At 58.8% G+C, this 23619-nt stretch carries 25 protein-coding genes; 17 read left to right on the top strand and 8 right to left on the bottom strand.

Features of this window, described 5'->3' with window-relative positions:
- The coding region (locus ACTG34_RS09780; protein ID WP_439104737.1) for a hypothetical protein at positions 1–1696 on the top strand (1696 nt) is incomplete at its 5' end.
- On the opposite strand, the gene tgt is transcribed toward ACTG34_RS09780, so the two are convergent.
- Positions 1693–2823: a tRNA guanosine(34) transglycosylase Tgt gene (tgt, locus tag ACTG34_RS09775; RefSeq protein WP_062219031.1), complete on the bottom strand. Its 1131-nt coding sequence runs from the start codon at positions 2821–2823 to the stop codon at positions 1693–1695. The two genes, ACTG34_RS09780 and tgt, sit on opposite strands and share 4 nt — an antisense overlap.
- Positions 2824–2976: 153 nt before the next feature.
- Between tgt and rimK the strand changes: the two genes are divergently transcribed.
- The 5 genes from rimK (at position 2977) to tpiA (ending at position 6471) form a co-directional block, all read left to right on the top strand.
- On the top strand, positions 2977–4374 hold the full coding sequence (gene rimK, locus ACTG34_RS09770; RefSeq protein WP_439104736.1) for a 30S ribosomal protein S6--L-glutamate ligase: 1398 nt from the start codon (positions 2977–2979) through the stop codon (positions 4372–4374).
- A 128-nt stretch (positions 4375–4502) separates the two neighbouring features.
- Complete coding sequence (locus ACTG34_RS09765; RefSeq protein ID WP_062219037.1) at positions 4503–4865, top strand: SUF system Fe-S cluster assembly protein; 363 nt, start codon at positions 4503–4505, stop codon at positions 4863–4865.
- A 73-nt stretch (positions 4866–4938) separates the two neighbouring features.
- The gene (locus ACTG34_RS09760) at positions 4939–5310 is read left to right on the top strand and encodes a HesB/IscA family protein (protein ID WP_062219039.1); all 372 of its coding nucleotides are present in this window, start codon (positions 4939–4941) and stop codon (positions 5308–5310) included.
- Positions 5310–5621, top strand: a complete 312-nt coding sequence (locus tag ACTG34_RS09755) for a TfoX/Sxy family protein (protein WP_439104735.1) — start codon at positions 5310–5312, stop codon at positions 5619–5621. The genes ACTG34_RS09760 and ACTG34_RS09755 overlap by 1 nt, the downstream gene beginning before the upstream one ends.
- A gap of 103 nt (positions 5622–5724) precedes the next feature.
- Complete coding sequence (tpiA, locus tag ACTG34_RS09750) at positions 5725–6471, top strand: triose-phosphate isomerase (RefSeq protein WP_439104734.1); 747 nt, start codon at positions 5725–5727, stop codon at positions 6469–6471.
- A 73-nt stretch (positions 6472–6544) separates the two neighbouring features.
- Here tpiA and ACTG34_RS09745 read toward each other — a convergent pair whose 3' ends face one another.
- Together ACTG34_RS09745 and dksA are read right to left on the bottom strand one after the other, a co-directional pair.
- Positions 6545–7705 (bottom strand): FAD-dependent oxidoreductase, encoded by a 1161-nt coding sequence (locus tag ACTG34_RS09745; protein ID WP_439104733.1) that lies wholly within the window; start codon positions 7703–7705, stop codon positions 6545–6547.
- Positions 7706–7883: 178 nt separating this feature from the next.
- Positions 7884–8306, bottom strand: coding sequence for an RNA polymerase-binding protein DksA (gene dksA / locus ACTG34_RS09740; RefSeq protein ID WP_439104739.1), 423 nt, complete (start codon positions 8304–8306; stop codon positions 7884–7886).
- 197 nt (positions 8307–8503) lie between these two features.
- Between dksA and ACTG34_RS09735 the strand changes: the two genes are divergently transcribed.
- The 8 genes from ACTG34_RS09735 (at position 8504) to ACTG34_RS09700 (ending at position 15095) form a co-directional block, all read left to right on the top strand.
- Complete coding sequence (locus ACTG34_RS09735; protein ID WP_439104732.1) at positions 8504–9343, top strand: AAA family ATPase; 840 nt, start codon at positions 8504–8506, stop codon at positions 9341–9343.
- Between the two features lie 158 nt (positions 9344–9501).
- Positions 9502–10407 carry an AEC family transporter gene (locus ACTG34_RS09730; protein WP_439104731.1) on the top strand — a complete coding sequence of 302 codons (906 nt, stop codon included), beginning with the start codon at positions 9502–9504 and terminating at the stop codon, positions 10405–10407.
- 95 nt (positions 10408–10502) lie between these two features.
- Positions 10503–11909, top strand: coding sequence for a DUF2927 domain-containing protein (locus ACTG34_RS09725; protein WP_439104730.1), 1407 nt, complete (start codon positions 10503–10505; stop codon positions 11907–11909).
- Between the two features lie 65 nt (positions 11910–11974).
- Positions 11975–12139 (top strand): apolipoprotein acyltransferase, encoded by a 165-nt coding sequence (locus tag ACTG34_RS09720; protein WP_439104729.1) that lies wholly within the window; start codon positions 11975–11977, stop codon positions 12137–12139.
- Positions 12140–12150: 11 nt separating this feature from the next.
- A complete protein-coding gene (locus ACTG34_RS09715) occupies positions 12151–13335 on the top strand; it encodes a vWA domain-containing protein (protein WP_439104728.1) in 1185 nt (394 codons plus the stop codon).
- A 60-nt stretch (positions 13336–13395) separates the two neighbouring features.
- Positions 13396–13770 carry a hypothetical protein gene (locus ACTG34_RS09710; protein ID WP_439104727.1) on the top strand — a complete coding sequence of 125 codons (375 nt, stop codon included), beginning with the start codon at positions 13396–13398 and terminating at the stop codon, positions 13768–13770.
- A complete protein-coding gene (locus tag ACTG34_RS09705) occupies positions 13760–14368 on the top strand; it encodes a DedA family protein (protein ID WP_439104726.1) in 609 nt (202 codons plus the stop codon). Before ACTG34_RS09710 ends, ACTG34_RS09705 begins: the two co-directional genes overlap by 11 nt.
- Before the next feature lie 43 nt (positions 14369–14411).
- Complete coding sequence (locus tag ACTG34_RS09700; RefSeq protein ID WP_439104725.1) at positions 14412–15095, top strand: M48 family metallopeptidase; 684 nt, start codon at positions 14412–14414, stop codon at positions 15093–15095.
- On the opposite strand, the gene ACTG34_RS09695 is transcribed toward ACTG34_RS09700, so the two are convergent.
- The 3 genes from ACTG34_RS09695 to ACTG34_RS09685 form a co-directional block, all read right to left on the bottom strand.
- On the bottom strand, positions 15092–15634 hold the full coding sequence (locus ACTG34_RS09695; RefSeq protein ID WP_062219066.1) for an RSP_2648 family PIN domain-containing protein: 543 nt from the start codon (positions 15632–15634) through the stop codon (positions 15092–15094). The genes ACTG34_RS09700 and ACTG34_RS09695 overlap by 4 nt on opposite strands.
- Positions 15631–16836 (bottom strand): RSP_2647 family RNA methyltransferase, encoded by a 1206-nt coding sequence (locus ACTG34_RS09690; RefSeq protein WP_439104724.1) that lies wholly within the window; start codon positions 16834–16836, stop codon positions 15631–15633. Before ACTG34_RS09690 ends, ACTG34_RS09695 begins: the two co-directional genes overlap by 4 nt.
- 83 nt (positions 16837–16919) lie before the next feature.
- The gene (locus tag ACTG34_RS09685) at positions 16920–17072 is read right to left on the bottom strand and encodes an RSP_7527 family protein (RefSeq protein WP_439104723.1); all 153 of its coding nucleotides are present in this window, start codon (positions 17070–17072) and stop codon (positions 16920–16922) included.
- A gap of 451 nt (positions 17073–17523) precedes the next feature.
- Here ACTG34_RS09685 and edd point away from each other — a divergent pair, with 451 nt between their 5' ends.
- The 3 genes from edd (at position 17524) to eda (ending at position 20821) form a co-directional block, all read left to right on the top strand.
- Entirely contained in the window at positions 17524–19329 is a 1806-nt protein-coding gene (gene edd / locus ACTG34_RS09680) for a phosphogluconate dehydratase (RefSeq protein ID WP_439104722.1), read from the top strand.
- On the top strand, positions 19248–20096 hold the full coding sequence (locus tag ACTG34_RS09675; protein WP_439104738.1) for an alpha/beta fold hydrolase: 849 nt from the start codon (positions 19248–19250) through the stop codon (positions 20094–20096). Before edd ends, ACTG34_RS09675 begins: the two co-directional genes overlap by 82 nt.
- An 83-nt stretch (positions 20097–20179) precedes the next feature.
- On the top strand, positions 20180–20821 hold the full coding sequence (gene eda / locus ACTG34_RS09670; RefSeq protein WP_439104721.1) for a bifunctional 4-hydroxy-2-oxoglutarate aldolase/2-dehydro-3-deoxy-phosphogluconate aldolase: 642 nt from the start codon (positions 20180–20182) through the stop codon (positions 20819–20821).
- A 64-nt stretch (positions 20822–20885) separates the two neighbouring features.
- On the opposite strand, the gene ACTG34_RS09665 is transcribed toward eda, so the two are convergent.
- Positions 20886–21176: a hypothetical protein gene (locus ACTG34_RS09665; RefSeq protein ID WP_439104720.1), complete on the bottom strand. Its 291-nt coding sequence runs from the start codon at positions 21174–21176 to the stop codon at positions 20886–20888.
- 63 nt (positions 21177–21239) lie between these two features.
- A partial coding sequence (locus ACTG34_RS09660; protein WP_439104719.1) for a glutamine-synthetase adenylyltransferase occupies positions 21240–23619 on the bottom strand: 2380 nt, incomplete at its 5' end.

Raw genomic sequence — 23619 nt, 5'->3', positions numbered from 1 at the left:
CGAGGATCGGTTGTTTGTGCTCGCCTGCGTCACGCGCGCCCGCTCCATCGCGTATTTGGGGGCGCCCGTGCGGGTTTGGCGGCGGCGCGCAGGATCGATTTCGACCACCTCGGAAGGGATCGAGACCCATACTCTCCAAGTGCAGCTGATCGAGAAATGCATGGCTTTGATACGCGCACGCGTCGCGGAGCGCACCTTGCCCAAACGGTATGAAAAGCGCGAGCTGTTCAACACCGTCTCGCGACTGATTTGGGATATGGACATTATCGCTGCGCTGGCCGATCCGCTCGCTGATGAGGCCTATGTTGCGTTGGGGGCGCGGATCACCGCCCTTTTGGGGGATGACAGCTTTGGCAATTCGGTGTTTGACGATGCCATGGTGCGCCGCACATCGCGTGTCGGGATGCGCACAAAGCGTGGACACATACGGCGCGTCGACTTCTTCGAGCTGCACAGCGCGTTGCGCACGGGCGATTTCAATGCAGCCCAGCAGATCCTTGCGCGGCGCGCCCCCCCCTCCGCGCCGCCTATTCCGGTCGCGCCCAAGTTTGCCGCCAAACGCCTCGTCATTCATATCGGTCAACACAAAACCGGATCGACCTATCTTCAGCATCAGTTGATTGCACATCACGCAACACTCAAAACCCACGGCATTTTAGTCCCGAAAACAGGACTGGTGACAGACGATCACGATGACATGCGCCAAGGCGCGATGCCCGGTCATCAAGGACTATTGGCGGCTGTACGCAGCGGCGATGAGCGCGTTTGGGACGCGTTGTGGGACGAAATTCGCAACGCCAAAACACATACAGTTGTTATATCATGCGAGAATATGAGCATGCCCACGGCACATGAGCGCACGGCCATGATAGACGCGCTCATGCAGCGCTTTCGCGGCTTTGGCACCGTGGATGTGGTGGCCTTTCAACGCGACCCCACACGCTATGCGGAATCGTTTTACCGCGAATGGGTGGCGGGCGGGCGGGCCATGGGGGCGCGCAGTTACGCCGAATTTCTCGTCGACTTCGGGGCCGCCCTTTGCGATCTTCCCGCACAACTTGCCCCGTTTGAGGCGGCAACCGGACGGGCGGTTCGCCTAGGCGATTTCGACGCCGCGAGCAGCGGTATCGGGATATGGCCCGCGTTTTGCGCACTTGCCGAATTACCCATTGATCCCGTGACGGAATGCCCCGCGCAAGCAGCCCCCCGCTACACCAGTTTCAGCCGTGAAAGCACTGATTTTCTACGCTTAGTCAACATGTTACAAGGCGATATTCACACCCGAAAACGCACCTTGCGCGGATACTTCGCAACCGCTCCTGATGGCGATCCGACACTGAGCGCCATTGCACCCGAGGCCCGTTTGGCCCTGCTGAACCAATGGATTGATCTGTCCGCGTCATTTGCCGCCGCGCGCGGGTATAGCCCTGACACACAGGCGTGGCGCACCGCGCTGGACCAAGAGGTATGGACCCCGCCCGCCGGCGTCAATCAGGCACAATTGGAGGCGTTGCTTGAGGCAAGTGCATCGGCCCTTCCATCCGTCCCGACACCGATTGACCCGTTGCCTGCGCACACCGAGATGCCACGTGCGATAGCCAAGCGCCGCAGATACCGTATTCGCCCGCGTCCGTGGGTCTACAACGTGCTCGACTGGATCAAACAACGCCGCCCGTTTGGCGACAGGTCGCTCTAAACAGGTTCGATATCGCCAAGTGCGCGGGTGTCGTGGAACTGTTTTTCCCACGCCGCAAACGTGCCCGCCGCAATGGCATCGCGCATCCCTTGCATGATCTCTTGGTAATAATGCAGGTTGTGCCAGGTCAACAGCATCCCCGAAATCATCTCGCCTGCGCGGAACACATGGTGCAGGTAGGCGCGCGAATATTTGGAGCACGCCGGACAGGTGCACGCCTCGTCCAGAGGGCGCGGATCATCGGCGTGACGGGCGTTTTTGATATTGACCACACCACGGCGCGTGAATGCCTGACCCGTTCGACCAGAGCGCGATGGCAACACGCAATCCATCATGTCGACGCCGCGTTTGACCGCGCCCACGATGTCGTCGGGTTTGCCCACGCCCATCAAATAGCGCGGCTTGTCTTGTGGCAATTGATCAGGCGCGTAGTCCAGACAATCGAACATCGCCTCTTGTCCCTCGCCGACGGCCAAACCGCCGATGGCGTAGCCCTCGAACCCGATCTTGGTCAGAGCCTCGGCGCTCTCACCGCGCAGATCTTGTTCCAAACCGCCTTGCTGAATGCCGAATAGCGCATGGCCCGGACGATCACCAAAGGCCTCGCGCGACCGCTCGGCCCACCGCATCGACAGGCGCATGCTTTCGGTGATCCGCGCGCGATCCGCAGGCAATGCGGGGCATTCGTCGAACGCCATCACAATGTCGGAGCCAAGCAAGCGCTGGATTTCCATCGACCGCTCGGGCGTCAATTCGTGCTTGGAGCCGTCGATATGGGAGCGGAACGTCACGCCCTTTTCGGTCAGCTTGCGCAGTTCGGCGAGGCTCATCACCTGAAACCCGCCGCTGTCGGTGAGGATCGGTTTGTCCCAGTTCATGAACTTGTGCAGCCCGCCCAGCCGGTCAATGCGTTCCGCCGTCGGGCGCAGCATGAGGTGGTAGGTATTGCCAAGCAAGATGTCGGCCCCCGTGGCCGCCACGCTTTCGGGCATCATCGCCTTAACCGTTGCGGCCGTGCCCACGGGCATAAAGGCGGGCGTGCGAATGTCACCGCGCGGCGTGGAAATAACGCCCGTGCGGGCTTTGCCATCTGTGGCGGCGAGGGAGAATGAGAATCTTTGTGTCATGCGCCGTGCAATACCGCCAAATTGCCCCGTGGGCCAGAGGGGTGCTTGCGTTCTCTTTGGAGATCTTCACACAAAGGACACAAAACTCTTGTCAGAATCCTTCAAAGGTGAAAATGGGGCGGCTTGGCTTCTCGCAAATGGAAAGACACGGATATGACGGACAAAGCTCCCTTTGCTTTGGGCTGGGAAGAATGGGCAAGCCTGCCCGATCTTGGCCTGCCCGCTCTCAAGGTTAAAGTTGACACAGGCGCGCGCACATCTGCGCTACATGCCTTTGACATTGAGCCGTTTGGTCATGCCTCTGCTCCCAAAGTCCGCGTTAACGTGCATCCCGTGCCTGGCCGCGAGGATATCACCATTTCGTGCTCCGCCGATGTTGTGGATCGCCGCGAAGTCACATCGTCGAATGGCGAGACCGAGTTGCGTTATGTCATCGCGGCAGACATTCAGATGGGTGACACCATTTGGCCCATCGAAGTCACGCTCACAAACCGCATCAACATGGCCTACCGGATGTTGCTTGGCCGTCAGGCAATCACCGAGCAGATGGTTGTGACCCCGTCCGAGAGCTTTTGTCAGCCACAACTCGACAATAGCGTGTATTTCTCGTCGGCCATTCGCGACACAGGCACGGCGCGCGCGCTTCGTATTGCGGTGCTGTCGCGCGAACCCGACAGCTATTCCACCCGCCGCCTTGTTCAAGAGGGCGAAACACGCGGCCACGTAGTCGAAGTGATCGACACCACACGGTGTTACATGGCGATCAACGCGATGGCCCCCGAGATTTACTATGACGGGGCGCGCCTGCCCCGCTATGACGCCGTGATCCCGCGCATTGGCGCGTCCGTGACCTCCTATGGCACCGCCGTCATTCGCCAGTTTGAAACCATCGGGACGTTTTGCGTCAACGGCTCCAGTGGCATCACCCAATCGCGCGACAAATTACAGGCGCATCAGGTGCTTGCGCGCTACCGCATTGGCATGCCGACAACCGCCTTTGCCGCCTCCCCCAAAGACACCGACAACCTGATTGCCTTGGCCGGTCAAGCACCGCTAATCGTTAAATTGTTGGAAAGCACACAAGGGCGCGGTGTCGTTCTGGCCGAGACAAAGAAAGCCGCGCAATCGGTGATCTCCGCGTTTCGCGGGCTCAAGGCCAACTTCCTCGTGCAGCATTTTGTCAAAGAAGCCTCCGGTGAGGATATCCGCTGTGTCGTCGTCGACGGCAAAGTCGTGGCCGCGATCAAACGCACCTCGTCGGGTGGTGATTTTCGCTCAAACCTACACTTGGGCGGCACCGCGACGATTGCCAAGATCAGCAAAGCCGAGCGCGAGGCCGCCGTGCGCTCCGCCAAGGCCTTTGGCCTGCGTCTTGCGGGCGTTGATTTACTGCGCGCCGATGACGGGCCAAAGGTGCTCGAAGTGAACTCTTCCCCTGGTCTTGAGGGCGCGGAAAGGACAACGGGCAAGAACATCGCAGGCCTGCTTTACGATACAATCGAAAAACGTGTACGCCCTGTACCGGCCCGTAAGGCGCGAAAAACACAGTGAAAAATAACGGACGCTGCGTGATAAAACACGCTGCGTCCAAAAGGTCCAAAGGAATGCACCAGCGCCTCTGGACCTCGGCCGCCTAAAAACCTATATCTTTGCTCAGGAATAACGCGAAAGCAGTAGATATGACCGACAGTGACAACCCCGTCGAAGGCACCCCCCTGATCAAACCCTCAAGCACGGATCACCCGCTGCATGAGGCCATAGTCGAGGCCTGCCGCACGGTGTATGACCCTGAAATTCCCGTGAACATCTATGACCTTGGTCTCGTCTATACGATTGAGATCAATGACGAAAACGAGGTCAGCGTGATTATGACCCTCACCGCCGCGGGCTGTCCCGTGGCCGGTGAAATGCCCGGATGGCTGGTCGATGCGATTGAGCCGGTGGCAGGTGTCAAACACGTCGAAGTGGACCTGACATGGGAGCCGCCGTGGGGCATGGAAATGATGTCCGACGAGGCACGGTTGGAATTAGGCTTTATGTAATCCGTCTTGCGGGGCGTTGCCCCGCTTGAGATCATCCGCCCGACACCCTAAGTTAAAGGCGAAGGAGAGATACATGTTTGGCATTCCCGGAAAGCAAGCGGTCAGCATAACTGACAAGGCCGCCATGCAAATCGCAAAACTGATGGAGAAAGACGGCTCCAAAGGGTTGCGCATTGGCGTCAAAAAGGGCGGCTGTGCGGGCATGGAATACACCATGGACTATGTGTCCGATATCGACCCGCTCGATGAGATCGTCGAACAAGCTGGCGCTCGGGTGATGATTGCGCCCATGGCACAGATGTTTTTGTTCGGCACCGAGATTGACTACGAAGTATCCCTTTTGGAAAGCGGCTTTAAATTCCGTAATCCCAATGTAGTGGATGCCTGCGGGTGCGGCGAAAGCATCAAGTTCGATGAAAACATCTCTGCGTTGTCCCTAAAATAATGGCGATCACGGACGAAGAGTTGGCCTTTGCGCTTGAACTGTTCGCCCCGCTTGGTGGGATCACCAAACGCAAGATGATGGGCGGCGCGTCGATCTATTGTGACGGGCAAATCTTTGCGATCCTGTCCGCTGATGGCCGCGTGTTCATCAAAGCCAAAGACGCCCTCGCCGCCGAAATGGCTGCCGAAGGCGCTGAGAAATTCACCATGGAAGACGGGCGAGGCATGCATTACTGGACCCTGCCCGATCGTGCGCTGGATGATCCTGACGCCGCATGTATCTGGGGGCGCAAAGCGCTCGATGCGCTCTAAATTTCGCCCATAGGCCCTAACATTTCAGACCACTAAACCGTGTAGGCTTGACTGTCCGGCTACGACTGCAATGATGCGACAAACCAATGAAAAGGAACGCGACATGGCACGTAAACTGGCCGCAGGAAACTGGAAAATGAACGGGCTACGGGCCTCATTGGCTGAGGCCCGTGCGCTTGCGGATATGTTCCCCACGCCATCCGTTGGTGTTTTACTGTGCCCACCCGCCACCTTGATCGCCCCTATGGCTGATATCCTCAAAGGCAGCAAAGTGCGCATAGGCGGGCAAGACTGCCACGCAAAACCATCAGGCGCCCATACCGGCGACATTTCGGCGGCGGCATTGGTCGACGCGGGTGCAGACTATGTGATCCTTGGCCATTCCGAACGGCGCGCAGATCACGGTGAAACAGATCACACTGTGGCCGAGAAAACTCTGGCGGCCGTTATGGCGGGACTGGCTCCGGTTGTGTGTGTTGGCGAAACCTTGGCCCAACGGGAGGCGGGCGAGACATTGGACGTGATCCGCCACCAGTTGGCGGGCTCCCTGCCCGATGCGTGCGATCTTGATAAACTCGTGATTGCCTATGAACCGGTTTGGGCAATTGGCACGGGCAAAGTGCCGACACTGGATCAAATCGCCGAGGTTCACAACGACATGCGTGCCACGCTTATCGCGCGATTCGGGACGGGCGCGGAGGCGATCCCGCTGCTCTATGGTGGGTCGGTTAAACCATCGAATGCGGCGGAGATTTTCGCAACGTCCAACGTCGACGGCGCTCTTGTGGGGGGCGCGTCTTTGAAAGCTGCGGATTTTGCGGGCATCGTCTCCGCACTGCAAGACGCCTAAAACACACCGCGAAATCCAGTGATGACATTGAGAAAAGAAGGCCGCTCGGCCTTCTTTTTGCGTCTGGAGCCGCTTAGCCGACAGTCACATCGTGGTCATAGAGCCACGCGAACTTATCCACCATTGCCTTGCCAGCGATACGCCCTGCAACCCGTAGCCCCGTGTGGCCGATCATGCGCGCCGCCCCCTTTAGGTGGTAATTGCGGGCATTGGCATTGGCCGCCTCGATAACTTTGATAACCCGTGTGCGACGGCGCGCCTGATAGGCAGGAAGGGCCTGCTCAAGCGGTAGCTTCCCTAAACAATCCGCCAAAACCCATGCATCCTCAAGCGCCATATTGGCCCCCTGCGCCAAGAACGGCAATGTCGGGTGCGCGGCATCTCCGACCAATGCTGTGCGATCCGAATGCCACCGCGCCGCGACGGGATGACGAAACAACCCCCAGCGCGACACGGTTTCAACCCGCGACAACAGCGCTTTGATCCCGGGGCAAAAGTTGGCAAAATGCGTCATCATCTCGACGGGATCACCGGTATGATGCCACCCCTCGTCAGTCCAATCCGCGCGTTCCTCAACCGCAACGATGTTCATCATCGTCCCACCCCGAAGCGGATAGCTGACCACATGGCGCCCTGCCGCCACATGCACCATCGCCGCCGGATCCTCATCACCCAACGCGGGTACGGTGGCGCGCCACGCGGTCTGACCCGTGAAAAACGGCTTGGCTGGGCCGTTGAGCATGGGGCGCACGATCGAATGCAACCCGTCAGCGCCGATCACAATACTATGGCGGGCGGTCGTCCCATCGGCAAATTCAACCGTGACCCCATCGCGGTCGCCATGAAGGGCAGTCACGGCATGCGACACCATCACACGCACATCGACATCGCGCGCGCCCTGATGGAGCAGGTCGATCAAATCCGCGCGGTGGAAGAGCAAAAACGCGGCATCTGGTTTGTGCTTGGCGAAATCAAGGTGGAGGATTTGCGCCCCCATGTATCCATCAATCAGCCGCACACCGGTCGAACGCATCGCATGTGCAGCGGGATCAAGACCCAAACCGCGCAAAACCGCCACACCATTGGGAGTGACTTGCAATCCTGCGCCCACTTCCGTGATTTCGGGAGCCTGTTCGTAGACCGTAACTTGCGCCCCGCGCAAAGCTAAGGCCCGCGCAGTGGCCAATCCAGCAACACCCGCGCCCAAGATCGCAATATTCTGACCGATTAACATCCTTGGGCCTCCTTGAGAACGGGCGTGGCAGTGGCAGACATGGCGAGACGCATGCACGCGCGTCACAACCGAAAAACACCGAAGCTCAGCTCCGGTGTTTGTCATATATTTACGTAAATGTCAGTTGGACGAATTGCCGCGAACCTCAAAATCATAGGCGGGCATCGCGCGTCCGGTCTTATGTGTCGCGGTGCACTTTTTCACGGCGCTCGTGGCGTTCTTGCGCCTCAAGGGTCATCGTCGCAATGGGACGTGCATCCAGACGTTTGAGCGAGATTTGCTCTCCGGTCTTTTCGCAATAGCCAAACTCGCCCTCGTCGATACGGCGCAACGCCGCCTCAATCTTGGTCACAAGTTTGCGCTGACGGTCACGGGTGCGAAGCTCCAAAGCGCGGTCAGTCTCTTCGGAGGCGCGATCGGCAACATCGGGGATATTGCGTGTGCCGTCTTGTAGACCCTCGATCGTGTGACGCCCGTCATCAAGCAGCTCCAAACGCCATGCTTCAAGCTTACGGCGGAAGTATTCGAGTTGGCGGTCATTCATAAATGGTTCGTCCTCAGCGGGACGATAGTCATCAGGCAGGAAAAGTTCGGCCTTCATCTTACTCACCTCTTTAACGTCAGAGACGGTCTCATCAAATGGATTTGTCATATCGCCGCCTCCTAATCGCCGCCCGTCTACTCTGTTTTGTTAAGGATGTCACTACATGATGTCCCTCCCATTGAACCTTTAGATAGCACTGGTATGATGAACGCCGAATTGGACCTCAAATCAAATCCGTAAGGCCATATTTTGCCATGAAATTCTCATCTACTGCGCACTATATTGCGCCTGCCGACCTCACCGTTGCCGTAAACGCCGCGATTGCACTTGAGCGCCCATTATTGGTTAAGGGCGAGCCTGGAACAGGCAAAACCGAACTGGCGCGACAAGTGGCCCAATCGCTTGGCATGCAGATGGTCGAATGGTCGATCAAGTCGACAACCCGCGCCCAGCAGGGCCTTTATGATTATGATGCCGTGTCGCGTCTGCGCGATAGCCAGTTGGGCGATCCACGGGTTGAAGATGTGTCCAACTACATCCGCAAGGGCAAGCTATGGCATGCGTTCGAGAGTGACGAGCGGGTTGTGTTGCTGATCGATGAGATCGACAAAGCCGACATCGAGTTTCCCAACGACCTGTTACAAGAACTCGATAAGATGGAATTTCACGTCTACGAGACGGGCGAAATGGTCCGCGCCAAACATCGCCCCGTGATTATCATCACCTCCAACAACGAAAAAGAATTACCAGATGCGTTTTTGCGCCGCTGTTTCTTTCACTACATCCGCTTTCCTGACGAGGGCGTGATGCGCCAGATCGTCGATGTGCATTTCCCCCAGATCAAAGAACGCCTGTTGGCCACCGCCCTTACCCAGTTCTATGAGATCCGCGACACCCAAGGGCTTAAGAAAAAGCCATCGACCTCCGAAGTGCTCGATTGGCTCAAACTGTTGTTGGCCGAGGATCTCACCCCCGAAGATCTCAAACGTGACGGGGTGAATGCGCTGCCCAAACTGCACGGCGCGCTGCTCAAGAACGAACAGGATGTGGCTCTGTTTGAGCGTCTTGCGTTTATCGCGCGGGGTCAAAGGTGATCTGCACAGCCCTTGATCGCAATTTCCCACGGCGCAGTGGATGACACGGGCGCGCGACACGTCTACCAAATGACCCAAGACATCAACCACACCACTCGCGCCCGATCGGGCCGCATTGGCACCAAGACCTCTTTCATCACATATGCGCGGGCGACCTGATGCTTCATGTTCTCACTCACGACATTCTACCCGTGTTCTCAATGTTGGCTCTCGGGTTTGTGTTGGGGCGTCTGGGTAAGGTCAGCTTTGACGAGGCGCGCACGGTCAATCGTGTCGCCTTTATCGTGCTGCAACCTGCGTTGATCTTTCCGCTCATGGCCACGCTGTCTATTGCGCAATTCGAGCTGCGCACCATGGCTCTCTATGCCCTATGCCAAGCGGTGCTGTTCATTATCGGCTACCTTGTCGCGCGTCATGTGTTCAAACGCGACCACCTCGAGGCGTGGCTGCTGGGGATGACGGTGATTTTCGTCAACTCGCTTTTGTATATCCTGCCCATATCGGTGTTGATCTATGGCGAGGGTGGCGCGACCCTACCCATCACGGCGATTGTGGCATGGGACACCGCGTTTTCCTTTGCGTTTTTCATTATCACAACGGATGTGATGGCGGGTGGGACGTCTGCCATTGCCTCGGCCAAACGCGTGGCCCTCAATCCTGTGCTTTTGGCCATCACGATCGGGATCGCGGTAAATGTCTCGAGCATGGGTGTGCCCACCCCGCTGCTCACCGCAATGCATTTCGCGGGACCGGCTGCGGCTCCCCTCACATTATTCGCGCTTGGCGTGATCCTATCGGGGCATTCCGTTATTCCCTCGCCCACGGTGGCGGGCATATCGGCGCTCAAACTGATAGGTTTTCCCGCCTTGGTCTTTGCCGCACTGAGCGTCTTTCCCACACAGTCGGGTCAATGGCACACGCTCTATGTGCTTGGGGCTGCAGGTCCATCGGGGGCGATGGCGTTTTCACTCGCCATGCTGCACGGCATTCGCACCGATGCGATTGCGCCAGTGATTATCTGGACCTCTGTGCTGTCTTTGGTGTCCCTCGCGGTTTTGGCCTAAGGATGCAGCATTTGGCGTCTTGAACCTGCTGGCATTTGCCCCTGCAGGTTTCTACACTCCCTCAACGCTGCCGCAACTCCCCAACGAGGCCGAGCATGTCCCTAACGTCCACACTCACGCCCCATCCCCATAAGGCCTACCGTGCAATTGGCGCGGGCCTTATGGCTCTGATCCTTGTGGGCTGTGGTGCACCAGAGATGCGCCCCCAGCGCGATCAAGCCGTGAGCACCCCGCTACAGGTAAGCGCCGTTCGTTCGGATTTGCCGCCGATGAAACGTTTCAACACCGCGCCTGTGACAGCACCCACCCGCTCAAATGTCCAAATGGCCCAAGATTTCATGGACCTGTCCTTTCGCTTGGAAACCGGTGCCACGCTGCCGGTGTTCTCACGGTTTGAGGGGCCACTGTCGATCCGTGTCACCGGCGCGCAAGTCCCCCCGTCCCTAAACGCCGATTTAGGCGACTTGCTTGAGCGCCTCAAACGCGAAGCGGGCCTTGGCATCACATTGGTTGGTCGCACATCACCCGCTGCGATCACGATCGAACTGGTCCCTGCCACGGCATTTCGCAGACGTGCGCCGAACACCGCGTGCATCGCCGCCCCCAATGTCTCGAGTTGGGCCGAGTTTCGCACGGCCCGTCACGTGAGTTGGACCACCGTGACCACCCGCACCCGTGCCGCGATCTTCATCCCTACTGGCGGCGCACCACAAGAGGTCCGCGACTGCCTCCACGAGGAGCTGGCCCAAGCGCTCGGCCCGCTCAACGACCTGTTCCGCCTGCCCGACAGCGTGTTCAACGATGACAACTTTCATTCCGTTCTCACGGGCTTTGACATGTTGATGCTGCGGGCCACCTATGCGCCTGAACTGCGCTCGGGATTGACGCGCGCACAGGTTGCCGCCCTGATCACGCCCTTGCTCGACCGCCTCAACCCCTCGGGGCGCGGTGGCGGACTGGCCCGCTTGGATGACACGCCTGGCGACTGGATGACCCATATTACCCGTGCAATGGACGGCGGCGCGCTATCATCGCGGCGCACCGCAGCCGCACGCGCCATGCTCATCGCGCAAAATCGTGGGTGGCGTGATACCCGCGCAGGGCTGTCCTACTACCTGTTTGGTCGCCTGCAACAAGGACAAGATACCACGGCGGCGCGCACCGCATTGGCGCAAGCGCGCAGTCTCTTTGCAGGCACGTCGCTCACGGATATTGCCGCCGCACATGCGACCTTGCAACTGGCCGCCGTCGACCTTGTTCGGGGTGACTATCCAACCGCGCTCGCACAGCTTGACCCCGCCATCGCCACCGCAACCCGCGCTCAAAACGCCGCTCTGCTGTCATCCTTGATGCTGACCAAGGCCGAGCTACTTTCACGCATGGGCAGAGCGGGCGAAGCGCGCGCCGTGCGGCTCGACAGTTTGGGATGGGCGCGTTATGGGTTCGGATCAGATCGTGACGTGAATGCGCACATCGCAGACATTCAGGCCCTCGCCAGATAACATGACACTCACACGCGCATGTACTTTGGCGCGATGAACAAACCCCGCTCAATAAGGAGCCAGATATGATCGTAATCGTTCTTTCCATCATCGGTGCCATTCTCGGGTGGCGCAGCGCCACCAAACGCGAAGGCGACCGTATGGACAAACTGCAATATGGGGCGGCGTATTTTCTGGCCTTTGCCGTTGCGGGCATAATTATAACCGTCATCGTCGACCGCTTTATCTAGAGCAACGCGCAATGTTCCTGCCGTTTTTCGAGTGCTTGCGGCGCGAAGGCATCCCTGTGAGCTTACGCGAATACCTTGCGTTTCTTGAGGGCATGCAGGCGGGACTTGTCACGTATGATCTTGACGGATTTTACTATTTCGCCCGCGCCACCATGGTCAAGGACGAGCGCAATCTCGACAAATTTGATCGCGCTTTTTCATATTCTTTTGAGGGACTTGAAGAGCTAAGCTCGCGTGACGTCCTAAGTGCGCTTGATCTCCCTGAGGACTGGTTGCGCCGTGAGGCCGAAAAGTTTCTGTCACCCGAAGAGCTTGACGAGATCGAGCGCTTGGGCGGGTTCGACAAACTCATGGAGACCCTCAAGCAGCGCCTCAATGAGCAAAGCGGGCGGCATGAGGGCGGCAGCAAATGGATCGGCACCGGCGGCACATCGCCGTTTGGAGCCTACGGGTCCAACCCCGAGGGCGTGCGCATCGGCCAAGACCGCTCACGCCATGGCCGCGCGGTCAAAGTCTGGGACAAGCGTGACTTTAAAAATCTCGATGACACCGTAGAGCTGGGCACCCGCAACATCAAAGTGGCGATGAAACGTCTGCGCAAATGGGCGCGTGACGGAGCACATGAGGAATTGGACCTTGATGGCACAATCCGCGCCACCGCAGAACACGGATACCTCGACGTCAAAACCCGCCCCGAGCGGCGCAATGCGGTCAAAGTGCTTATGTTCTTTGATGTTGGCGGCTCCATGGACGGGCACATAAAAATCGTCGAGGAGCTGTTTTCAGCCGCCCGCACAGAGTTCAAGCACCTCGAATACTACTACTTTCACAACTGCCTGTATGAGGGGGTGTGGCGCGACAATGCACGGCGGTGGGAGGCGCAAATCCCCACCCGCGAAGTGTTCAATACCTTCGGAAAAGACTACAAAGTGATCTTTGTCGGGGACGCCTCAATGAGCCCTTACGAGATCGCCATGCGCGGTGGCGCAAACGAACACTGGAACGACGAATCCGGTGCCACATGGCTAGAGCGTGCACGCGAGACATGGCCCGACCATCTGTGGCTCAACCCCGTCCCCGAACATCACTGGGGCTACACACAGTCCATCACCATGATCCGTAATATTTTTGAGGGCCGCATGGTGCCGATGACCCTTGAGGGACTAGAACGCGGGTTTAAAATGCTCGGGAAATAGCATTTACTGCGATGCACCACCGCCCCGCTCACGTCAGCATTATATGAGATAGCCAAAATCATGATTGCACATATCAAACGTCTTTGGGCCGCAGCGCCCCTTGCCACCGCCGCGGTTTTCGCAGCGTCCGTATTGGCGTTGTTTTTTGTGATCCGCTTGAGTGTTGCCATGCTGTTGTGGGGCAATAGTGACCACCACGAAAAAGAGATCGAGGCGTGGATGACCCCCGGATTCATTTCCCATGCGTTCAAAGTCCCGCGTGGGATCATTCTGGAAGCCGTGGACGCGCCCGTGCCGCCCCCTGCAGGGCCTATGAACCTCGATGAAATTGCCGACTACCGTGGCGTTCCGGTCACCACGCTTTTGGACGCTGCGCGCAGTGCAGTCGACGGTTTTCATGCCGCCCGCACAGACGGGGCGGCGCATGACCGATAGCATATTTGATGCCGTCATCGCCTATGGCATTTGGGGCGTCATGCTCTCCTCGTTCTTGTCGTGTCTGTTGATCCCGATCCCGACCTCGTTGATGATGTTGGCTGCGGGTGCTTTGGCCGCATCTGGTGATCTGGACCTTGCACCTCTTATTGCGGCCACGTTTTTTGGCGCTGTTATGGGCGATCAAACGGGGTTCTGTATCGGACGGACAGGCGGCGCGCGGGTTCTGGCGCGTTTGAGCGCGCGCTCCCCCGCACGCAAAGCGGTGATTGCCCGCGCTGAGGCGTTGGTTGAAAAACGTGGCGGTGTTGGTGTGTTTTTCTCGACATGGGCGGTAGCCCCACTTGGCCCCTACGTGAACATTGCCGCGGGAGCCGCGCGTTTGCCATGGATCCGCTTTACCGTGGCGGACATTATGGGTGAACTGATTTGGGTGAACGTCTACGTCTGGACCGGGTATGTCTTTGCGAGCAATATCACCGAAGTCAGCACGTTGATGTCGGATGTGATCGGTCTGCTGGTGGCAACCGTTGTTGCCGCAGTTGCGCTTTTCTGGGCCAAGGGTGTGCTAAAGGCGCAAAAAAACAAGCGCGGCTAAATCACCCCTTTTCACAGCGCCCCCGCGCCCCCATATTCAGCCTATGTTGAAGTTCACGCCCATCCTTTTGGCCGTTGTGTATGCGCTCGTCATGTACCGGTTTTCGGTCTGGCGCACCACGCGCGAGTTAAACGAGAAATCCGCCGAACTGGCGGACGCTCAATTGCGCCCCGTGTTTGCACGTTTGGCAACGGCGCTCGATCTGCCAAAGGTCAAGGTGCATCTTTATGACATCGAACCCGTCAACGGGTTGGCAGCGCCTGATGGGCGGGTGTTCATTACGCGCGGGTTCTATCAAAAATTCCGTCAGGGCGAAATCACAGCCGAGGAAATGGCCTCTGTGATTGCCCATGAGTTGGGCCATGTCGCCTTGGGCCATTCACGCCGCCGCATGATCGACTTTTCGGGTCAAAATGCGATCCGCACCGCGTTGGCTATGGTTTTGGGACGGTTTTTACCCGGAATAGGCACGTATATCGCCAATGCTATCGGATCCCTGTTGGCCGCGCGCCTATCGCGCCAAGATGAATATGAGGCGGACGCCTATGCCTCCGCATTGATGGTCAAAGCCGGATTTGGCACCGCGCCACAAAAGTCTCTGTTTGTGAAACTGAGCACCCTGACGGGGGCGGGTGGTTCCAAAACGCCCGCATGGTTCACAAGCCACCCCAAATCAGAAGACCGCATCAAAGCAATAGAAGCGAATGAGGCCAAATGGGGCGTCTAGGCGGTTAGCGCCTTGCCTAGTTTTGGCAAACGCGCCTTTTTGAGCAAAGCACGCATGTCCCACGGTTGACCCGAAAGACGCTCCGCCGTTTGGCGCACTTGCTCGACAGCCTGCGCCACATCCTCGGGGTGGTGGCTCCAGATTTCCCACAAAAATCCGTCCGGATCGCGGCGCTCTACGCCCTCTTCGGCAAGGACATGTCGGGGGAAATCTTTGGCATTCATGGTCAACAGAATGTCCGCACTGCCCTTAATGGCTGCGGCTAAAACGTGAATGTCGTTTTCGTCGCTCAGATAAAGACCGCGCTCCAATCCCTCATATTGCGAGACAGAGGATGCGGGCCACGCGGCGCGGACAAGCGCCACTTCGCCGCGCGCTTGCGCTTCGCCCGTGGGGCCAATTTTGCGGGCAGCACGCGCCCACTCTTCGAGAATGCGGTCCGACCAAAGGGGGGTAAAATGCCCTTTGGCCGCAACCGATAACAACACTTCGCGCATCACCGTTGGGTAAAGCACACAAGCGTCGAGTAGAACTTTCACGGCATCAGCCGGTAGAACAACGCCTTGAGGTAGCCACTTTCGGCCAGTTGCGGCATCAACGGATGATCGGCACCGGCAAACCCGGTATGGATCAGTTGTGCAGAGCGCGCTGCGCGACCGATGCCACGGTTACATGCGCCGCGAAACGTATCGAGATCAGCCGCATGTGAACACGAGCACAGACCAAGATATCCGCCCTCTTTGACCAAAGGTGCAGCCATCCGCGCGACGCGCTCATAGGCCCGCAGACCTTTTTCAACGGTATTCTTGGACGGCGCAAACGCGGGGGGATCACAGATCACCACGTCAAACAGCTCACCCTCTTCGCGCAGGGCCGCCATAACGTCAAAGGCATCGCCTTTGCGGGTGACAAACCGATCGGACGCGCCCATCGCATCCGCACCCTGCTCAGCCAAGGCCAATGCAGATGCAGAACTATCAACCGAGACGGCTTGCGCGGCACCGCTCGCAAGCGACGCCAAGGCAAAACCACCCACATGCGAGAACACGTCCAAAACGCGCTTGCCGTTGACCAGACGCTGTGTGAACGCTTGGTTCGGGCGCTGGTCGTAGAACAGGCCTGTCTTTTGACCGCCCATGATATCGGCCATGTAAGTGGCCCCGTTCATCAACACCGGAATTGCGGCGTCGACACTGCCCATGAGAATATCGGTCTTTTCCTCAAGCCCCTCAAGGGAACGCGCCCGACCTGTGCCGTTCATCACCACCGTGCGCAGGCCCGCCACTTTGGCAAGGGCCGCGCACAACGGCTCGATCATCACATCGGCCCATGCGGCGTTGGGTTGAACCACTGCCGTGTCACCAAAGCGGTCGATCACTACACCCGGCAGGCCATCGGCCTCGGCATGGACCAAACGGTAGAACGGTTGATCAAACATCGTCTGACGGTGGGCAAGCGCCACGCTCAGGCGGGCTTCGAACCACGTTTGATCAATCACCGCGTCAGGGTCACGGTCAAGAACCCGCGCCACAATGCGCGAATTCGGATTTACGGCCACAAGGGCAAGAAACCGGCGTTCTTCATCCTCGAGGCGCGCAATGCTGCCTGCGGGAATTGATTTCGTGCGGCGGTCCATCACCAGTTCGTTGTCATACACCCAAGGCGCGCCGTGGCGGATCGCACGTGCGTTTGATTTGGGCTTGAGACGAATGGTGGAAAAAGAAGAAGAGGGATGCGTCATGCGTCCCTCTTATCTTTGTCTATCGACGTCCGAAAGGGGCAGTCGCCCCGTTTGGCTATGTTTCGACAGAATAACTGTCCGAATTAGGCCAGTTTGCCGTTAACAGTCGCTTTTGCGGCGAAACGTGCGCGCACCCATGTTGCGATTGCTTTGCCCATGTTGCGTGCAGCTTCGGCGCGCAGAGCGTGTGCTTTTTGTTCGATGTCAGCGAGAGAGACGTATTTGGTATTTTCCATCGGTGTAATCCTTTTGGTCCGTTGGTTTCATGTTGGCATCGGGTGGGGCATCGTTGCGTTGTCTGCTTTGGCGTCCCGCCGTCTGTCCGTTGAATTCAACATAGGTCACACGTTCTGACACAACCAGTGACAGTTACGAATGCCCGCTATGCACCTGCAGCATCGCTCTTTACAAAAACGCAACACTCTTTCTGCGGCGCGGCATATTCATAGAGCGCACGCGGCCTCACGCGCCCTTTTCAAAACCCGATTGAACGGTGCGCAACTGTCGCAGTCATAGGAATGGACATCACCGACCAAATGATGTAGTTAGCGCTAACAAGTTATGGTTTAGCGCTAACATATCATATATAGACGGAACGGGGAGAAATATGCGCGAACTCCTGTTCTGCGCTGAACCAACCCCGATTTCGCTGCGCAACCGTTTTAAAAGCAACATAAAGGCCCAGACATGTCGCTCAATGCTACCATCGCCGCCGTCACTCAACGCATCATCGACCGCTCCCGCCCCACCCGCGAGACCTACCTCGCTCGGATGACACAAGCGGCAGAAGACGGCCCCGTGCGTGCGCATCTCACCTGCGGCAACCAAGCACACGCCTACGCAGCAATGGGCGAGGACAAAGCGTCACTGGCGGGCGGACGCGCGCCCAACCTTGGCATCATCACCGCCTACAACGACATGCTATCGGCACATAAACCGTTTGAGAGCTATCCCGACCTGATCCGCGCTGCGGCACGCGAAAGCGGCGGAACAGCGCAAGTTGCGGGCGGCGTACCCGCGATGTGTGATGGCGTCACCCAAGGACAGCCGGGCATGGAGTTGTCGCTATTCTCGCGCGACACGATTGCACTCGCGGCCTCTGTCGGCCTATCACACAATTGTTTTGACGCCGCCTTGTACCTTGGGGTCTGCGACAAGATCGTACCGGGGTTGGTGATGGCCGCCGCCACGTTTGGCCATATCCCATCGGTCTTCGTGCCTGCGGGTCCAATGGCCTCGGGTCTGCCAAACGATGAAAAGGCCAAGGTCCGTCAACAATTCGCCACGGGCGAAGTGGGCCGCGACAAGTTGATGGAGGCCGAAATGGCCTCGTATCACGGCATCGGCACCTGCACCTTTTACGGCACCGCCAACACCAACCAGATGCTGATGGAGATCATGGGTCTGCACCTGCCGGGGGCGTCCTTTGTGAACCCAGAGACGGATTTGCGCGATGCGCTGACCAAAGCGGCCGCCAAACGCGCGATGGAGATCACCGCTCTTGGCAATGATTTCCGCCCTGCGGGTCACATTCTGGATGAGAAAGCCTTTGTGAACGGGCTTGTTGGCCTGATGGCCACGGGCGGCTCCACCAACCTTGTGTTGCACCTGCCCGCCATGGCGCGTGCGGCGGGGATCATCCTTGATCTGCAAGATTTCTCCGATATTTCCGAAGTCACCCCGCTGATGGCCAAGGTCTATCCAAACGGATTGGCCGATGTGAACCATTTCCACGCTGCGGGCGGGCTGGGCTATATGATCGGCGAATTGCTGGGCGCAGGTCTCTTGCATGAGGATGTCAAAACCATCGCCGGTGACGGGCTTGGCCTGTATACCAAAGAGCCGAAACTCAAGAACGGCGAGATTGTATTCGAAGAGGGCACCACGGTTAGCCTGAACGACAAAATCCTGCGCCCTGTCGCGGATGCGTTCCAGACAACGGGCGGCCTAAAAGAGTTGAAAGGCAACATCGGGCGTGGCGTGATGAAAGTCTCCGCCGTGGCGCCAGAGCGGCGCATCGTCGAGGCGAAAGCCCGCGTGTTCCATGATCAGCGCGATGTCAAACCCGCCTTCCAAGCGGGGGAATTTACCGAGGACACGGTTGTGGTTGTCCGGTTCCAAGGGCCACGTGCCAACGGGATGCCCGAGCTGCACTCGCTCACGCCCACGCTAGCCGTGTTGCAAGATCGCGGGTTGAAAATTGCACTTGTCACTGACGGGCGCATGTCGGGTGCATCGGGCAAAGTCCCCGCTTGTATCCACGTCTCACCCGAGGCTCTCGCAGGCGGCGCGATTGCCAAAATCCGTGACGGCGACATGGTGCGCGTCGATGCCGTGGCCGGCACGCTCGAAGTGCTCGAAGAGGGGTTTGATGCTCGCGAGCCCGCGACTGCCGATCTGTCCGCAAATGCATTTGGCATTGGCCGCGAGTTGTTCGACATCTTCCGCCAGAACGCGGGCAACGCCACCGAAGGCGCGGCCTCCATCCTGTGACAACGCCCTGTGCACCCTCACCGATCCTGTTTTACCACGGATTGCCCGGTGCGCCGTCTGATCGTACGCTCTTGTCAACCACCGCCCCGACCGAGGCGGTGGATTGGCTGGCCGCATTGCACACAGATGCGCCGTTCGAGACTGCCATTTGCGCACAATTCGAGCGGCTCACACAGGACCGCGACCCTGTTCATTTGATCGGTTTCTCCCTTGGGGCGATGGCCGTTTTAACACTTGCGGCCCGCCATCCCACGCGTGTTTCCCGTGTCACGCTCATTTCCCCCGCAGGTCCATGGGCGGACGGCGCGTTTGCCGATCAAATGGCGGGCGCGCCCGTCTTTCGCGCGGCGCGCCGCTCACGAACACGCCTGACCCTCTTGGCTGTCGCACAGATGACGTCGCTGCGCTTTGCCCCCGATCTATTCCTGCGCACAGTGTTCAAATCAGCACATAGCACTGAACGCGCCCTGATCGCTATGCCTGCTCTGCGTATACATATTGTCGGTGGCTACGCGCGGATGTTTGCCACCCATTTGCACGCCTATGTGCGCGCCCTGCGCCATTATGCCTGTGCATGGACCCCAACCACCCTGCCCGCGCATATCCCCGTTGCACTCATTCAGGGCACCAAAGACACATGGACACCACCGGATATGGCGCGTGATCTTGCCGCGCGCCTTGGCCCCCAGACCCATCTGACATGGATCGATGATGCGGGGCATTATGGCGCGCTCACCGCGCTCACAGACGGGCCGATGCCTGCGTGAGCCGTGATCGTGCCCCCTTGACCCAGACGCCCCTTTGGGGTTGTTAGGGCTAACAGTTCCCCATTTGCGCGAAAGGATCCGCCATGACCCCGCAGGACGCCAGTCTGAAAGCCGCCGAAGTTTGTGCGCTCGCCCCCGTTGTTCCCGTTCTCGTGGTCAACGATGTGGCACATGCCCGCCCGCTTGCCGAGGCGCTTGTCGCCGGTGGCCTGCCCGCTCTTGAGGTCACATTGCGCACGCCCTGCGCGCTTGACGTGATCCGCGAGATGGCAAAGGTTGAGGGCGGCGTTGTGGGTGCAGGCACGTTGCTGACCCCCGCCGATGTCACCGCCGCGATTGCTGCGGGCGCTAAGTTTGGCGTCTCCCCAGGTGTCACAGACATGCTACTGGACGCGTGCGAGGCGCAAGACCTGCCGCTTTTGGCGGGCACCTCCACGGCGTCTGATGTCATGAAACTGCTTGAGCGCGGATATACCGTTGCCAAGTTCTTTCCCGCCGAGGCCAATGGCGGCGCACCTGCGCTCAAAGCCATCGGTGGACCACTGCCACAGATGAAGTTTTGCCCAACGGGCGGCATTTCACTGAAGAACGCCAATGATTACCTTAGCTTGTCCAACACGCTATGCGTGGGCGGCTCTTGGGTGGCCCCAAACGATCTGGTCGTCAAAGGCGATTGGAAAGCGATTGAGGAACTGGCCCGCGAGGCCGCAAGCCTGTCGCGCTAATCTATATCGGACCTATCGACACAAAACGGGCGCTGTTATCAGCGCCCGTTTTTATATGCTGATGTTAGACACCGCGCCGCGCGCGAGAGCCGCCACGCCGCCCGTGTGGGCCATGCAGCTTGCCCAATCCATCCGTCAAGACAAGCGTCATCGGATGATCCGCCATGCCGCGCCCGCCGTAGACTGCCAACAGGCGACGAATGGCAATGGATGGCTCAAGCTTCGGATCGAGCTTGATGGCCCAGTCGAGAAATATCGACCGTGCCTCGGACAGGCCCAACCCCTCAATCCGGTAGGATTCACGGATCAATCCACCGGGATCAAGATCAGGGTCAACATCAAGACGCTCAGACATGCGGGCACTTTCTATGAGGGTGGCACACAAAACTTACATGCACCTTAGCGCAGATAGTACGCGCTACGCGGGTGGGCAAGGGGCAGCACGCGCAAGGATCGTATCAAGCATCTGTGCGGCCGCTTCACAGGTTGTGGCAACCTCGCGCGCCAAATCATCCATCGTCTCAACGGCATTGGAGCGACACAGGAACGCGCGCCCGCCCTCGCCCACAGCATCCGGATCAAGCATCCCACCCGTCAAAAGCCGCGCCGCCGATTGCAACTGCCACGTCATGCGGTAGGCCGCGCTCAACGCCATAGCCTCGCTGTGTGTCAACCATCCCAAATCAGCCCCTGCACCGAGTTGCGCATAGATGTTTTGTGCGGGCGTTCCCGACAAAAGAGCGGCTGTCTCTGCGACCAGTTCGATGTCCATCATCCGACCGCGACCGTTTTTAGGATCCCATGTCGCGCCTGGTTTTGCCTCGGTGAGGCGGCGGCGCATATCTTGGGTGTCGCGGCGTATGTCCATCTCCGCTTTAGGCCGAGACAATAAGGTGGTGCGAAACGCCTCCACATCCGCCATCAACGCGGCCTCGCCCGCCACAGGTGTGGCGCGGGTCAAGGCCAGATGCTCCCACACCCACGCTTGGGTCTCTTGGTAGCTTTTGAACGCATCAAGGGAGGTCGCAACCGGCCCTTGTTTGCCCGATGGGCGCAACCGCATATCCACCTCGTACAGCCGCCCCTCAGAGGTTTGTGCAGTAATCGCGGTGATCAAAGCTTGGGTGAAGCGCGCGTAATACGTCCTTGATTGCAAAGGACGCCGACCCTCGGAGGCCTCAACTCCAGCGGCATCATAGATCACGATCATATCCAAATCGGAGGCCGCCGTCAGACGTCCCGCGCCGAGCGAGCCCATGCCCAAAACCATCGCGCCACGCCCCGGCGCCTCACCGTGTTTGCGTGCGAATTCGGCCACCACACAGGGATATAAAACGGCCACAGATGCACGCGCTAATGCCGCATATTGCCCACCTGCCTCATCCGCGGTGATCAGTCCACGCAACTGATGCACACCAATGCGAAAATGCCATTCCTTGGCCCAACGGCGCGAGGCGTTCAGTTGGTTTTCGTAGTCGTCTATACGCGCCAATTGGCGCGCCAAATCAGCCTCCAATGCGGACGGCTCGGGCCAAGGCGCAAAGAAATCCCCCCCGATAACAGCGTCCAACACATCCGCATTGCGTGAGAGATACTGTGCCAGATGCGGGGCCACCGACACGATATCGAGAAACAGATCCACCAGTGGCGGATTGGCCTCAAACAACGAGAACACCTGTACCCCTGCGGGCAATTGCTTGAGAAACCCGTCAAAATGGGTGAGCGCCTCGACGGGGCGGTCAAGCTTTTGCACCCGTGCCAAAAGGTCGGGCTTCAGACGGTCAAAAATCTCTTGGGCGCGCTCGGAGCGCAAGGAGGGATAGGTTGACCACCGCGCCGTGATCTCGCGCAATTCGTGCGGCAACTCTGGCGCTTGCACAGTGTCGGAGGGTGCAAAGAACTCTTCGGTGAGCGCATGCACCCGCTCACAACGCTGTGCAATATCAGCGCGCATAGCATCCGTATCCGCCCCCATCAACGCGGCCAGCCGGTCAAATTCGAGCGGCGTGACAGGTAAGCTATGGGTTTGCTGGTCGCGCAGCATTTGCAACCTGTGTTCCACTTCGCGGTGGGCCGTGTAGTCGTCGGTCAGCGTGCGCGCCACATCCGCCTCGACCCATCCCTTTTGCGCCAATGCCCCAAGCGCCTCAACCGTGCCACGCATCCGCAAGTCAGGGTCGCGCCCACCCGCGATCAACTGACGGGTTTGGGCAAAAAACTCGATCTCGCGGATACCGCCCAGCCCCAGCTTCATGTTGTGACCCTCAAGGGCAAACGCACCGCCAAGCCCCTTATGCTGTCGAATTTTCAACCGCATATCGTGGGTTTCCTGAATGGCGTGGAAATCAAGATGCTTGCGCCAAACGAAGGGTGTCAAATGCTCCAAGAACCGCGTGCCTGCCGCAATGTCGCCGGATGCGGCGCGGGCCTTGATAAAGGCGGCGCGCTCCCATGTGCGCCCCACGCTTTCGTAATACCGCTCGGCGGCATCCATCGCGAAACAAACGGGTGTGACACTGGGGTCGGGACGCAGACGCAAATCCGTGCGAAAAACATACCCCTCGCCCGTCAAATCCGACAAGGACGCCATCGCGCGGCGGGTTGCACGGATATAGGCGGCGCGCGCCTCCATCTGATCCGCCCCGTCAAAGCGGGTCTCATCAAACAAACAGATCAGGTCAATATCGGAGGAGTAATTCAGCTCCCCCGCCCCTTGCTTGCCCATGGCCAGTGCGACAACACCCCCGCATGTCTCGATATCATCCGCATTCTGTCCCGGCACTTTGCCACGGGTAATC

The sequence above is a fragment of the Celeribacter marinus genome, from assembly GCF_965656515.1.
Taxonomy (GTDB): Bacteria; Pseudomonadota; Alphaproteobacteria; order Rhodobacterales; family Rhodobacteraceae; genus Celeribacter; species Celeribacter marinus_D.
Note: the sequence above shows the minus strand (reverse complement) of the source record. Positions and strands in the feature narration are given on the sequence as shown.

What these genes read in the sequence shown, in the direction of transcription:
- eda (WP_439104721.1), top strand. Translation starts at nt 20,180, where the DNA reads ATGACCCCGCAGGACGCCAGTCTGAAAGCCGCCGAAGTTTGTGCGCTC.
- rimK (WP_439104736.1), top strand. Translation starts at nt 2,977, where the DNA reads ATGACGGACAAAGCTCCCTTTGCTTTGGGCTGGGAAGAATGGGCAAGC.
- ACTG34_RS09685 (WP_439104723.1), bottom strand. Translation starts at nt 17,072, where the DNA reads ATGGAAAATACCAAATACGTCTCTCTCGCTGACATCGAACAAAAAGCA.
- ACTG34_RS09665 (WP_439104720.1), bottom strand. Translation starts at nt 21,176, where the DNA reads ATGTCTGAGCGTCTTGATGTTGACCCTGATCTTGATCCCGGTGGATTG.
- ACTG34_RS09735 (WP_439104732.1), top strand. Translation starts at nt 8,504, where the DNA reads ATGAAATTCTCATCTACTGCGCACTATATTGCGCCTGCCGACCTCACC.
- ACTG34_RS09755 (WP_439104735.1), top strand. Translation starts at nt 5,310, where the DNA reads ATGGCGATCACGGACGAAGAGTTGGCCTTTGCGCTTGAACTGTTCGCC.
- ACTG34_RS09690 (WP_439104724.1), bottom strand. Translation starts at nt 16,836, where the DNA reads ATGACGCATCCCTCTTCTTCTTTTTCCACCATTCGTCTCAAGCCCAAA.
- ACTG34_RS09725 (WP_439104730.1), top strand. Translation starts at nt 10,503, where the DNA reads ATGTCCCTAACGTCCACACTCACGCCCCATCCCCATAAGGCCTACCGT.
- ACTG34_RS09710 (WP_439104727.1), top strand. Translation starts at nt 13,396, where the DNA reads ATGATTGCACATATCAAACGTCTTTGGGCCGCAGCGCCCCTTGCCACC.
- ACTG34_RS09715 (WP_439104728.1), top strand. Translation starts at nt 12,151, where the DNA reads ATGTTCCTGCCGTTTTTCGAGTGCTTGCGGCGCGAAGGCATCCCTGTG.
- ACTG34_RS09720 (WP_439104729.1), top strand. Translation starts at nt 11,975, where the DNA reads ATGATCGTAATCGTTCTTTCCATCATCGGTGCCATTCTCGGGTGGCGC.
- tgt (WP_062219031.1), bottom strand. Translation starts at nt 2,823, where the DNA reads ATGACACAAAGATTCTCATTCTCCCTCGCCGCCACAGATGGCAAAGCC.
- ACTG34_RS09705 (WP_439104726.1), top strand. Translation starts at nt 13,760, where the DNA reads ATGACCGATAGCATATTTGATGCCGTCATCGCCTATGGCATTTGGGGC.
- ACTG34_RS09760 (WP_062219039.1), top strand. Translation starts at nt 4,939, where the DNA reads ATGTTTGGCATTCCCGGAAAGCAAGCGGTCAGCATAACTGACAAGGCC.
- ACTG34_RS09700 (WP_439104725.1), top strand. Translation starts at nt 14,412, where the DNA reads ATGTTGAAGTTCACGCCCATCCTTTTGGCCGTTGTGTATGCGCTCGTC.
- tpiA (WP_439104734.1), top strand. Translation starts at nt 5,725, where the DNA reads ATGGCACGTAAACTGGCCGCAGGAAACTGGAAAATGAACGGGCTACGG.
- edd (WP_439104722.1), top strand. Translation starts at nt 17,524, where the DNA reads ATGTCGCTCAATGCTACCATCGCCGCCGTCACTCAACGCATCATCGAC.
- ACTG34_RS09765 (WP_062219037.1), top strand. Translation starts at nt 4,503, where the DNA reads ATGACCGACAGTGACAACCCCGTCGAAGGCACCCCCCTGATCAAACCC.
- dksA (WP_439104739.1), bottom strand. Translation starts at nt 8,306, where the DNA reads ATGAAGGCCGAACTTTTCCTGCCTGATGACTATCGTCCCGCTGAGGAC.
- ACTG34_RS09745 (WP_439104733.1), bottom strand. Translation starts at nt 7,705, where the DNA reads ATGTTAATCGGTCAGAATATTGCGATCTTGGGCGCGGGTGTTGCTGGA.
- ACTG34_RS09730 (WP_439104731.1), top strand. Translation starts at nt 9,502, where the DNA reads ATGCTTCATGTTCTCACTCACGACATTCTACCCGTGTTCTCAATGTTG.